The 12,307-nt window shown below is 68.6% G+C and carries 6 protein-coding genes and 1 pseudogene; 4 read left to right on the plus strand and 3 right to left on the minus strand.

Going from position 1 to position 12,307, the window contains the following annotated elements:
• The first annotated feature begins 330 nt into the window (after positions 1-330).
• Complete coding sequence (locus J2W23_RS12265; protein ID WP_307648933.1) at positions 331-2,514, plus strand: LamG-like jellyroll fold domain-containing protein; 2,184 nt, start codon at positions 331-333, stop codon at positions 2,512-2,514.
• A gap of 47 nt (positions 2,515-2,561) precedes the next feature.
• Here J2W23_RS12265 and J2W23_RS12270 read toward each other — a convergent pair whose 3' ends face one another.
• Complete coding sequence (locus tag J2W23_RS12270; RefSeq protein ID WP_307648934.1) at positions 2,562-3,473, minus strand: LysR family transcriptional regulator; 912 nt, start codon at positions 3,471-3,473, stop codon at positions 2,562-2,564.
• A 153-nt stretch (positions 3,474-3,626) separates the two neighbouring features.
• Here J2W23_RS12270 and J2W23_RS12275 point away from each other — a divergent pair, with 153 nt between their 5' ends.
• The 3 genes from J2W23_RS12275 (at position 3,627) to J2W23_RS12285 (ending at position 6,671) form a co-directional block, all read left to right on the plus strand.
• The gene (locus tag J2W23_RS12275) at positions 3,627-4,616 is read left to right on the plus strand and encodes a Bug family tripartite tricarboxylate transporter substrate binding protein (RefSeq protein ID WP_307648935.1); all 990 of its coding nucleotides are present in this window, start codon (positions 3,627-3,629) and stop codon (positions 4,614-4,616) included.
• The gene (locus J2W23_RS12280) at positions 4,616-6,160 is read left to right on the plus strand and encodes an amidase (RefSeq protein WP_307648936.1); all 1,545 of its coding nucleotides are present in this window, start codon (positions 4,616-4,618) and stop codon (positions 6,158-6,160) included. Before J2W23_RS12275 ends, J2W23_RS12280 begins: the two co-directional genes overlap by 1 nt.
• Before the next feature lie 112 nt (positions 6,161-6,272).
• A complete protein-coding gene (locus tag J2W23_RS12285) occupies positions 6,273-6,671 on the plus strand; it encodes a hypothetical protein (RefSeq protein WP_218104617.1) in 399 nt (132 codons plus the stop codon).
• 237 nt (positions 6,672-6,908) lie between these two features.
• On the opposite strand, the pseudogene J2W23_RS31400 reads toward J2W23_RS12285, so the two are convergent.
• Both J2W23_RS31400 and J2W23_RS12295 read right to left on the minus strand, forming a co-directional pair.
• Positions 6,909-7,001: pseudogene (locus tag J2W23_RS31400) on the minus strand (SDR family oxidoreductase); the annotation flags it as partial.
• Between the two features lie 6 nt (positions 7,002-7,007).
• Positions 7,008-12,293, minus strand: a complete 5,286-nt coding sequence (locus tag J2W23_RS12295) for an Ig-like domain-containing protein (protein ID WP_307648937.1) — start codon at positions 12,291-12,293, stop codon at positions 7,008-7,010.
• Between the last annotated feature and the right edge of the window lie 14 nt (positions 12,294-12,307).

A 12,307-nucleotide genomic window follows, 5' to 3' on the forward strand; every position in this document is an offset into this window, starting at 1 on the left:
TTTTCTTCATTGCATCGAAGAATGAGATTAAGCCTCTCGCATATCCATGCAATCGATGGAATGACGTCTGCCCTTCGGCCACGCCGTTGCGCACCGGCGATGATTCCTTATCAGGGCTTTTGAGAGCTCGCACCAGAGGGGCGTCTGAGCCGGAAGGACATCAATGCCAACGCCGGAAATCCGGCATCTTCAAAGCTGCGTCCTTGCAGCGAATCGATCGGCGAGGCCTTCGGTGCAGCAAGCGGCGAACAAAGTGTCATCGGTCCTACACGGAAACGTCATCGACGCTTCCTACGCTTGCGCGCTTCGCAACGTCTGGCCTCACTTCCCATGTCTGCTTCCAACAATTCGCGCGGCCCTCGCGCTCCGCGCATTGCCGCACCCGCTGCATCCAACACCGAACCCAACCCGGAGTTGCACACATCCCCGCGCCGCCATGTGCTCAAGCTCGGCGCGTCTCTCTTGACCGTCAGCGGCAGCAGCGCCTTGCTGGCCGCCTGCGGCGGTGGCGGAGGCAGCGCGGGCCTGCCTGTGCTCGGGCCCTTGCCGGTGCCTGCGCCCGCACCCGCACCTCCAGCGCCCACCCCCGCGCCACCTGCCGCGGCAAAGATCTCCAGCTTCGCGCTGGCCGTGATGCCCGACACCCAGTTCTATGCACGCTACGCGACGGCCGCCGAGAGCGACCAGTACGACAAGCGCTTCGGCAGCGCCCCCTTCGCGGCGCAGACGAAATGGATCGCCGCCAACGCGAAAGCCCTGAACATCCCCTTCACCATCCACCTGGGCGACGTGGTCGACCAGGTCACCAAGCCCGACCAGTGGAAGGTGGCCGACGCCGCCATGAAGGTGCTCGAAGACGCGAAGCTGCCTTACAGCGTGCTCGCCGGCAACCACGACGTGCTGTGGGATGTCGACTACGCCCTCAATCCGACCGACGGCACCGACGCCGGCCGCGATCCTGCCAAGGAGCCGTATCTCCAGTGGTTCGGCGCCGAGCGTGCAAAGAAGCAGGCCACCTTCGGCGCGCGCGATGCGAGCGGCTTCCACGAATACCACGTGTTCGAGGCGCAGGGCCAGAAGTTCATGGTGCTGTCGCTGTCGTGGCGCATCTCCGATGCGGGCATCGCCTGGGCTCGCCAGGTGATCGCGAAGAATCCGACGCTGCCCGTGATCCTGGTGAACCACCAGTTGCTCAACATCGATGCCGACGGCACGAGTCCGCTGGAAACCGAGTACGGCAAGATGATCTGGGAAAAGCTGATCCGCGACAACGACCAGATCTTCATGACGCTCAACGGCCACCACCACGGCGCCGCGCACCTCACGAAGACCAACGACTTCGGCCACAAGGTCGAGGAGATGGTGGTGGACTACCAGATGGCCTACCAGGGCGGCAACGGCCTCATGCGCCTCTACGAATTCGACCTGACGAACAAGCAGATCAAGGTGCTGTCGTTCTCGCCGTGGGTGCCGCAGAAGCCGGCCGGCACGCTCAACAGCTTCGACCAGGCCGTGCTCACCACGCCCAACGAGGCCTTCGCCATCGACATGGATTTCGCGCAGCGCTTCGCCGGTTTCAACAAGAGCTTCGGCACCGGCAGCGCCACCATCGACAGCTCGCTGGTCGACCGGGCGCGCGCGATGATCCTCGCCAACTACACGGACCCGGCCACGGTGGAACAGCGCCCCGCCACGGGCCCCGACGACTACCCGAAGGTGGCGAACACGCTGGCGCATTGGCGCTTCTTCGGCGGTACGGTCAACCAGCCGGTGCTGCCGGGCACCGTCATCGCCGACATCGCGGGCAGCAACCCGCTGCACCGCGACGCGCTCAACCAGGGTGGCGTGGTGGGCGCGGCGGACGGCGACATCGTGTGGACCGACGACCGCCACCACCTCTCGGCGGCGCCCGGTTCGGTGCGCTTCCTGAACACCAACAAGAACACGCCGCGCCTGAGCTACTTCCTGACCGACGCGGCGGCGCCGATCAATGCGCAGACGCTGGAGAGCGGCTACACCATCGAGGCCTTCATCAAGATCGACAAGAGCTGGACCAGCGCGAACCAGGCATGGATGAACATCATGACCCGCGATGGCCGCCGCGGCGATCTCGCGGGATACACGGGCGGCGACGGCGAATCGCCGCCGATGCTGTTCGCCATCTCGAGCCTGCGCGAGGTGCAGTGGGAAGTGGTGCCGAGTCCGGCTGGCACCCGTGCGCCCAAGGCCAACTGGTCCGGCGAGGTGATTGCAGACCGCTGGGTGCACATCGCGATCGTGAACGATCCGGTGTCGCACGACACCACGATGTATGTGGAAGGCGCGCCGGTGCTGCGCAACGCCGCAGCCATTCCAGGGCTTGCCACGCTCTCGGCCACTTCGCCGTGGGTGGTGGGCGGCGGCTCGTGGGACGGTGCGCGCGCCGATGGCTTCTTCGGCAATATCGGCGAGGTGCGCGTGGTCGCCGGGGCGCTCGCGCCGGCGCAATGGTTGACGGCACGCAAGGCCGGTTGACCCGACATTCGGCGCGGCCGGCTCCCCAGTCCGAGACCGCGCCGTCGTCACCCACTGGCCTTGACCGCCTCCACCAGGTACCGCACGAAGGCCCTTGACGCATCGGGCAGCGAGCGGCCCGCCATGGTCTCGATCGCCATGTGCCGCTCGTTCATTTCGCGGTCTTTCAAAGGAATGGCCACCAGTGTCTTGCTCTGCAGCAACGTGCGTATCGACAGCGCGCCATAGAACGCGATGCCGCCGCCGGCCGCCGCAAAGCTCAGCAACGCATTCGCATGGTTGCTCGACATGGCCTCTGCATAGCGCAGCCCTTGCCGGATGCAACTGGCGTCGACCAAGCGGCGGATCGAGCTGTCTTCCTGCGGCAACCCCAGTGGATACGGCACCACCTGGCGCAGCGACAGCTGCCGCTGCGAAGCCAGCGGGTGGCCCTTTGCCATCAACGCCAGGATGGGACTGGGGTGCCGCAATTCGATCTCGACGCCGGGCTCGGGCACGGCGCCCAGGGTGAGGCCCACGTCGGCTTCGCCATCGCGCACCCGGCGGGAAACATCGACGAGGGAGCAGACCTCCAGGTGAAACCGGATGCCCTCGTGCTTGCGGCGGAAGTGCGCGATCAGCGTGGGGATGAAGTCGAAGGCAAAGCCTTCGGTGCTCGCCACGCGCACATGCCCGCTGCGCAGGCCGCGCAGGCTGGCAATGTCGTTCGCGACGCGCTCGATGTCCTGCTGCGCCCGCTTGGCATGCGCCGCCAGCAACTCGCCCGCGGCGTTGGGCTCCATGCCGCGCGCATGGCGCTCGAACAGCAGGGTGTCCAGCTCGCGTTCCAGCCGTGCCACCTGCCGGCTCACCGCCGAGGGCGCCACGTTGAGCTTGAGTGCTGCCTCCTTCACCGAGCCGGTTTTCACGACCTCGAGAAAGTAGCGCACGGCGGTCTCTTGCAAGGCACGAAGCTGCATGAATCTCTCCTGTGGCACAGGGCCGAGCCGATGGCATCGATTGCCGATTCGGCAACGAAGAATTCTAAACATTGCGCTTGTGACACCTGCGTGACGCTCCTAGGATCAATCCGCCCACCCCCGAATACCCGCCGAAATCTTCAGGAGTTCACGATGAACCATCTCCCGTTCATGACGCGCATGGCACTGCTGTGCTGCCTCGGCCTTGGCGCCCTGCCGCTGGGCGCGCTGGCTGCCGCAGCGGACTTTCCCACGCACCCGGTCACGCTGGTCATTCCCTTCCCGCCGGGGGGCGCGACGGACGTCAACGGACGGGTGATCGCGCAGCGTCTTGGCAAGGAACTCGGGCAACCCGTGGTCATCGAGAACCGCGCGGGGGCCGGCACCGTGGTCGGCGCCAGCTACGTGTCGAAGGCCGCGCCCGATGGCTACACGCTGCTGCTCAGTTCGGGCTCCACGTTCACCGTCAATCCGGCGATCCGCTCCAACCTGCCCTACGACCCGGTGAAGAGCTTCGAGCCGATCGGCATTGCGGGGCGCGTCGCATTGATCCTGCTGGCGAACAGCGAGGTGCCGGTGCAGACGGTCAAGCAGTTCGTGGACTACGTGAAGGCCTCGCCGGGCAAGTACGCGTACGGCTCCTACGGCACCGGAACCACCGCGCAATTCGCCGGAGAAACCATGCTGCACGCGACCGGCCTGAAGATGACGCACGTGCCCTACAAGGGCAGCGCGCCTGCGATGACCGACTTGATGGGCGGCCAGATCCCGTTCAGCATCGACACGGTGAGCGCCGCGATTGCCCAGCTCAAGAACGGCAAGATCAAGGCGATTGCGCTGACCACGACAAAGCGCTCTGCACTGCTGCCCGATGTGCCCACGTTCGCCGAGAGCGGCTACGCCGGCGTCGACATGGATTCGTGGCTGCTCCTGGCGGCCCCGAAGGGCCTGCCCGCCGATGTGAAGGCCAAGCTGGAGAAGGCGCTGGCCGCGACCATTGCCGACCCCGACACGCGCGCCAAGCTGCTGGGCCAGGGGCTGGAGCCGGCCTTCAGCAATGCCACTGCGGCGAGTGAACTCATCAACCGGGAACTGCCCCTGATGCGCGCCGTCGCGGCGCGCGCGAACATCACCGCCGACTGATGAGCACGCACAGCACATCCCAAGCCGCCGGCTCGGAGCTCGTCGAGAAGTCCGCCGTCGAACTTCGCCGCCTCATCGGCAACAAGCTCATCTCTCCTGTCGATCTCCTGGAAGCGTGCATCGCGCGGATCGAACGCGTGAACCCCTTCGTCAACGCAGTGACCGCCACCTGCTTCGAGCGCGCGCGCACCGAAGCCGCGGCGGCGGAACGCGCCGTGATGCGCGGCGACACGCTCGGCCTGCTGCACGGCCTGCCGCTGGGCGTCAAGGACCTGGAGCCCACCGAAGGCCTGCTCACGACCTGGGGCTCCGCGATCTACCGCGACCACGTGCCCACGGAAGACATCGAGCTGGTGGCCCGCCTGCGCCGCGCGGGCGCCATCGTGGCGGGCAAGACCAACGTGCCCGAGATGGGCGCGGGCGCCAACTCGCGCAACGACGTGTGGGGCGCCACGGGCAACCCCTTCGATCCCAACCTCAACGCCGGCGGCTCATCCGGCGGCTCGGCGGCCGCGCTCGCCTGCGACATGCTGCCGGTGTGCACCGGCTCCGACACCGGCGGGTCGCTCCGCATTCCGGCGGCCAAGTGCGGCGTGGTGGGTTTCCGGCCGTCGCCAGGCATCGTGCCCAGCGTGCGCAAGCCCCTGGGCTGGACGCCCATCTCGGTCGTCGGCCCCATGGGCCGCACCGTGGAAGACGCGTGCCTGCAGATGGCCGCATCCGCCGGCATGCACGCGGGCGATCCGCTGAGCTATCCGCTCGATCCGATGACCTTTCTTGCGCCCGCGCAGGTCGACCTCGCCGGCCTGCGCGTCGCGTGGACCGAAGACTTCGGCACTTGCGCCGTGGACGACGGCATCCGCGCCGTCTTCCGCCAGAAGATCGAGGCCATGCGGCACCTGTTTCGCCGCTGCGACAAGGTCGAGTTCGACATGGGCGAGGCGCACCGCTGCTTCGACGTGCTGCGCGCGGAAGCCTTCGTGGCCGGCATGCAGGCGGCCTACGAACGCGACCCCGAAAGCCTGGGGCCCAACCCCCGCGCGAACTACGAGATGGGCGCACGCATGAGCCTGCTCGACAGCGCCTGGGCACAGGCCGAGCAGACGCGGCTCATCAAGCGTTTTCAGGCGACCTTCGCCGATTACGACCTGGTGCTGTCGCCCACCACGCCGGTGTCGCCCTTTCCATGGACGCAGCTGTACGCCGGCCACATCAACGGCGAGCAACAGGCCAACTACTACCGCTGGCTGGCGCTGACCTATGTGGTCACGCTGACCACGCACCCGGCCATTTCATTGCCCTGCGGGCTCGACCACGCCGGCATGCCGTTCGGCCTGCAGGTGGTGGGCGGCTTTCGGGCCGACCACCAGGTGCTGGGCGCGGCGCGGGCGATGGAAGAAGCTTTCTCGGCCCATGCGCAACTGCGCCGCCCGCGGCCCGACCTGGCTGCGCTGCGCGCGGCCGATCCCGCGCTGACCTCGATCGTCAAGACGCCGCCGGTGTTTCTGGGCGGCGGCAGGTCTGCTGCTGTGTCCGTCGTCTGAAAACACGCAGCGGATTGATTGAAGCAGACAGGCCGTTCAAGGATTCGAAGCACCCCCCATGGTTTTCAGTGACGATAGTTTCGGGTTCGCGTTCTCCTGCGAAGACGCGAAGATGTCCATCAGCGCCAACAGCTGGAGCAGGCGCCTGTCCCACATCGCGCGCATCGTCGGCCCCATCCTGATCATGACCGGATCGCTTCCGGAGCCGGACTACATCTCCCAGATATTGGGAAAGCGCCCGCGGGACATATTCATCATTGCCAACACCGATGCACACAAGGAGGCAAGGGTGCTCAAGCTCCGCTTCCCCGAAGTACGCATTGCGCTGCATCGCAACACCAATGCCAAGGCGGTGCTCATGGCGCCGGACACGGTCTGGGTTTCCAGTACCGATTTCGGCAAGACGACGCAGATCGAGTCGGCCATCGGACTGCATTCGAGCCTCGTCTTCGAAAGAGCCCGGGAATCCTTCTTCAACAAGCTGTGGGCGGAAGCCAGCGAAATCGCCTGAGACGGATGCCGCCTGCCCGCAGCGGGTTTTCCTGGCGACGCACTCGCGGTGCGATGGCGCCCCAAGGCTCCGGCCGGTTTGCGATGCCAACTGACATGGAGCGTTCATCCGCGCTCCAGAGGGTCATCCACAACCCGCGCCGCGTCTTGATGAGGACGGCAAGGCCGGGCGCGGCTTGGCAGACGTACTGGCCGCAGCGCTCGGCTGGCTGGTGTGCTGCCCCATGTCATCTCGAAGCCGAGTGCCCTCGGTAGGCACTGCACCGGGTGCCACCGCATTGACGCGAATGTTGCGCGCGCCCAGTTCAGCCGCCGATGCCCGGGTGATGCCAGCCGCTCAGTCCACCTTCACGCTGAACAGCACCGCCCCCGTGCCACCCGGCGCGAGCGAACCGGTAAAGGACCAGCGCAGCCCCCCGGTGCCCCCGGCCGCCTGCGAGGCGGCACAGAGCACTGCGGGCGCGGGCAGCGCATTGGCCGGCGTATTCTTGCTGCATGCGGTCAGCGAGGCAGGCGTGGCCCCCGCCTGTGCGGCCACGAAGCTGGTGTACTGGGGCGTCGTGTCGTTGATCGTCATGCCCGAGATCGGCGTCGTGCCATTGTTGGTGTAGGTGACGCGGTACTCCAGCGTCTCGCCCGACTTGGCCTGGTTGTTCACGCCGAAGCCCGCGCCCTGCGTGACGTTGCGCACCTCCTTCTTGAGCTCCAATGCGCTGTTCGAGACGGTCGTGGTGTCCAGCACCGTGTAGCTCGCGCTCAGCGCGGGGCCGGCGTTGGTGAAGTCGAAGCTGGCCTGCACCGTGCTCTGGTTGTTGTTGCCGTTGGCCGCATTGGCAGGAATGAACTCCTGCATCACGATGCAGACGTTCTGCCCCGCCACCACCGTGACCGGTGCCGCGGGTGGATACAAGAGCGCGGCGCCCGGCTGCTGCGTGCCGGTGCACCCGGTGTCGGCAAAGATCTTGCCGTTCCAGCCGCTCACCGCCGGCGAATCGACCGAACTCGGGATGTCAAAGCGCACCGTGCCGCCGGTGCGCGCGATGAAGGTGTGGGCATAGCTCACCGTGCTGCCCGGCATGCCGCTCTTGGCGCCATCGGCCGCGAAGGTGTTGCGGTCCACGTCGCCAAAGTTCAGGCCGGCGTGGCCCGTGCCGTTCCAGCTGAAGGCGATGCGGTCGGGCGTGCCGGTGCGCGTGTAGGTGTAGCTCGTGCCGCCGCTGGCCACCGCCGAGCCCGAGGGCAGCGGGGTGGTGCCGAACGAAGCGCCGGTAGACAGGCGCGATGCGGTGTTGGTCTCTTCCACGCACAGCGGCGCATTCGCGGCGGTGGCAAAGGGCACGTCGAGCGCGTAGTTGCCCGCGCCATCGGTGGTGGCGCTCGACAGCACCGTGGCGCCGCAGTTGGTCAGCCGCACGCCCACGCCGGCGATGCCGCCTTCGGTGCCGTTCACCAATCCGTCGTTCGCCACGCCCGCGCCGGTACCGTTGTCGAGAAACACGCGGCCCGTCACGCTGAAGCCGAAACCGTTGACGAAGGTGCAGGTGATGTTGGCACCCGCCACCATGTTGGCCGCGGGAATGGTGAGTTCGTTGCCCGCGAGCGTGCCGAAGGGCACGGTGGGCGTGGCGCTCGCCGCGTCCAGGCAGCTCGCGCTGATCGGGTTGGCGGGCCAGCCGGCAGGCACGCTCTCGCGGATCTTCGCCAACTGGCCAGCCGTGCCGGTCAGGTTGGCGGCGCCGCTGGCGGTGCCGGCGCCGGTCACGGTGATGCTGTCGGTGGCGGCCGAGAGCCCGCTGAGCGCAAAGCCGAACAGGTTGGCGCCGCTGCCGCCGGTGGTGGTCTTGACGATCTGCACCCGGGGGAACGGCGGCGTGAAGGTGTTGGTGAAGGTGCAGGCGATGTTGCTGCCCGCCGCGGTGGCGGCCGCGTCGAGCGTCACCTTGCGGTTGGGCAGGTCGGGCGTGGCGGTGCCGCCCGCCCCGAGGCCCGTGCAGCTCACACCGGTGAGCGCGTAGTTGGCGGGCAGTGGGTCTTCGGTGATGGTGGTGGCCACGCCGGGCGTGGTCAGCGTCTGGATCGCCCCCGCGACCGCGGTGCCGGCGGTGACGGTGGTGATCGTCTGCGCCGCGAGGCCGTTGCTGCCGGTGAAGCCGAAGGGGCCGACGCCGCCGTTGCTCACCTTGCTGACCGTCACCGTGGCCGAGGCCGCATTGGTGAAGGTGCACACCAGCGGCCTGCCGTACTGCACGCTGGCCGCGGGGATCGTGTAGGTGCGCGCATCGGCACCGGTGCCCAGGCTGCCGACGGGCGTGCCGGCATCGGTGCAGGTCGCGCCCGCCAGGTTCCAGCCCGGCACCGCTGGCTCGGCGATGGTGATCGCGGTGCCCTGAGCCGTGGCCGAGAAGGGCTGCGTGCCGGCCGTCGCCGTGTTGCCGTCCACCTGCACCGCGGTGCCCGCCGCCACGGTGCTGACCACGCCGTTGGTCTGGGTGGTGTTGCTCAACGTGAAGTTGAAGGGACCGCCGGCACCGCCGGTGGTGGTCTTCGACAGCACCACGGTCGGCGGCGTGCAGACCGCGGTGGTGGTGGCCTGCGCGAGGAAGCCTTCGGCGTTCGCCCCGCTCTTGATGTGCACCACCACCGTATTGCTGCCCACGCGCCAGTTGCTCGAGAGTGTCGCGCTCGCCTGCCGGCCTGCCTCGAAGCCCCGGAAGTTGTAGGGATCCCCGCCGCCTTGCGGCACGCCGGGCACGCTCTGCAGCACGCCGTTGACGAACACTTCCGCCACCGCGTTGTCGGCGTAGAAGTCCAGTTTCAGCGAGAAGGTCGCCGGGTTCACCGACGCTGCCATGTTGAAGGTGAAGCGGTGGTAGACGTCGACGTTGCCCGTGTGGTTCGGGTTGTAGTTCGAGTTCCAGTTGGCGTTGCCGAAGGGCGAATTGATCCACGCGCCGGGCGCCTTGTTGCCCACGAAGGCACGCTGCCACGAGACCACCGTGCCCGGCCCGCCGCTGGCGGCGCCCTCGCCCGATTCCCACACCGTGTCGCGGCCGGTGCTCAGCGGCGGGCCGCTCACGCCGTTGTAGGCGGTGTTGAAGATCGCGGCATTCGACAGGCAGCTCACCGTCGGTGGAATCGGCGGCGAGGTGGTGCCGGTGTCGCCGGTGTTGGTGAAGGTGCAGACCAGGTTGGCGCCCGGCGCGGTGGCCGCGGCATTGAGCGTGAGCGTGCGGCCCGAAAGCGTGGCAGTGCCGCCGGACGGCAGGCCGGTGCAGGAGGCGGCCGTCAGCGTGTAGCCCGCCGGCGGCACGCTTTCGGTGATGGTGGTGGCGGTGCTTGCAGCCGTGAGCGTCTGCGTCGCCGCACTGGCGGGCGTGCCCGCAACGACGGTGGTGATGCTCTGCGCGGCCAGGCCGTTGCTGCCGGTGAAGTCGAAAGTGCCGACGCCGTTGAGCGATATCTTGCGGATGGTCACCGTCGGCAGCGAAAGGAACCTGTACGTCTGCGGGCTGGGCAGGTAGCTGGCGCCGCCGGCCGTGAAGGTCCCGCCCAGTGCCACGCCGCCCAGCGTGACCGCGGTCGTGCCGTAGCTCGCGGCCACCGTGCTTGTTGCCGTCACCTGGCAGAGGCTGGCGGCGGTGGTGGTGCAGCTGCCCGCCGCGCCGACCGCGCCGCCGTTGAAGGCCACGTCGGGCGTGGCGCCGAAGTTCACAACCACGCCGGCGCCGACCGGGTTGCCGCTCGCGTCGCGCACGAAGACCTGCAGCACGTCCTGCGCGGTGCCGTTGGCCACCTGGTTGTCGGTGACCACGCGCAGGCCCGACTGCGCAGCGCTCGGCGTGCCGACCACGAAGCTGTAGCTTGCCGGGCTCGCGCCGTAGCTCTGGCCGTTCGCGATGAAGACGCCGGTCAACACGCCAAGCGGGATTCTGACAACGGTGCTCTTCGTACCCGGCACGGTGCTGGTCGCGCTGACCTGGCAGGTGCCGTCGGCGGCGGTGGTGCAGGTGCCTGCCGCGCCCACGGCGCCGCCATTGAAGGCCACGCCGGTGGTGGCGGCAAAGGTCACCACCGTGCCGGCCACCGGGTTGTCGGCCGCGTCGCGCACGATGGCTTCGAGCACGTCCTGCGCACTGCCGTTGGCCACCTGGTTGTCGGTGGCGGTGCGCTCGCCCGAACGCGCCAGCGCAGCGGCGCCGGCCACCACGGTGGTGACCGCGCTGGCGCAGTTCACCGTGGCATTGGACACGCAGGCCGCGCCTGGCGCCGTGGCCGGGGTTCCGCTGCCAGCCACGTTGCTGTTTGCATGGTTGGTGAGTACCGTGCCGGCAGCCACCAGCGGCGCCGTGGCATTGAGCGTGAAGCTGCGCACACCGCCGTTGGCGGGAATGCCGCCCGTGGGCAGCGTCATCGTGCAGGTCAGCAACGCGCCGGCTGCGCTCGGCATCGCGCCGCAGCTCACGGCATTGACGCCGGTGCCCGCGGCCGCCGAGTTGGCGACGACGCCCGGTGGAAGCTGCTCTCGCACGACCACCGAAGTGCCAGTGGCGACGAAACCGTTGTTGGTCAGGCCGAGGACGTAGGCCATGGCCGCGCCAGGCGCCACCGTGGCCGGTGCCGTCTTGTTCAGCGTGATGGACGGCGCCGCATTGAACTGGATCACCACCAGGCCGTTGCCTCCGCTGGCATCGCCGCCACCGCCCGTGCCGATGCCCGCCGTGTAGTGCGTGTCGCCCGTCGTGGCCGCCGCACCGCCGCCGTTGTTGGATGTCGAGATCGATCCCGCCGTCGAGGTTGCACTGGTGACGCCGCCGACGTAGCCGGAGCCTCCGCCGCCCATGCCGTTGGGCGAGCTTCCCTGGCACAGGCCACCGCCGCCGCCGAAGTAGCCGCCGCCGCCGCCGCCACCGCCCTCGTTCTGGTTCTCGTTGGTGGAGCCGCCGTTGCCGCCCTGCAGCGCGGTGCCGGCCGTCGGTGCGCCGAGGTTGCAGGTGCCGCCCGAGCCGGCCGCGCCGCCGCCCGTCTGGGTGCCGGGCCGCCCGCTGGCACTGACGTTGTCGTCGCTTCCGCTCGAGCCACCGCCGCCGCCACCGGCCGGCGTGCCCACGTCCGCCCCCGGCGACGAGCCGCCGCCGCCGCCGGCAATGAGCCGCGCATTGGCCTGGGTGTAGGTCGCGCTGGCGAACACGCCCGACAAGCCGCCGCCGCTCGCTCCGATGGCCGCAGCCTGCGAGCTGCCGCCCGCACCGCCGCCCCCGTACGTCGTGGAAGCATCGTTGACCCCGCCCCCCTCGCCGACGCGAACACCCAGCACGGTGCCGGCCGTGACCGCCAGCGTGCCGGAGGCAAAGCCGCCGCCGCCGCCCCCGCGCTGCGTGGCGAAGTAGCTGGTGTTGGGTCCGCCTCCGCCCGCACCCCAGGCCTTGATGAACACCGAGGTCACGCCGGGCGGCACGGTGAAGCTCTGGTCGCCGCCGGCGTAGGTCACACGCACGCAGGAGTTGAAGCCCGATTGCGGCGTGCATGCGACCTGCGCGGCCAGCGTCGGCGCCGACGCGAACAGCGCCAGCAGCGCCAGCACGACACGCGCGCGCCGCATGCGCGAGAAAAGGATGTGAGTCATCTGTCCTGCCATGG

This window comes from Variovorax boronicumulans (assembly GCF_030812215.1).
GTDB lineage: Bacteria > Pseudomonadota > Gammaproteobacteria > Burkholderiales > Burkholderiaceae_C > Variovorax > Variovorax boronicumulans_C.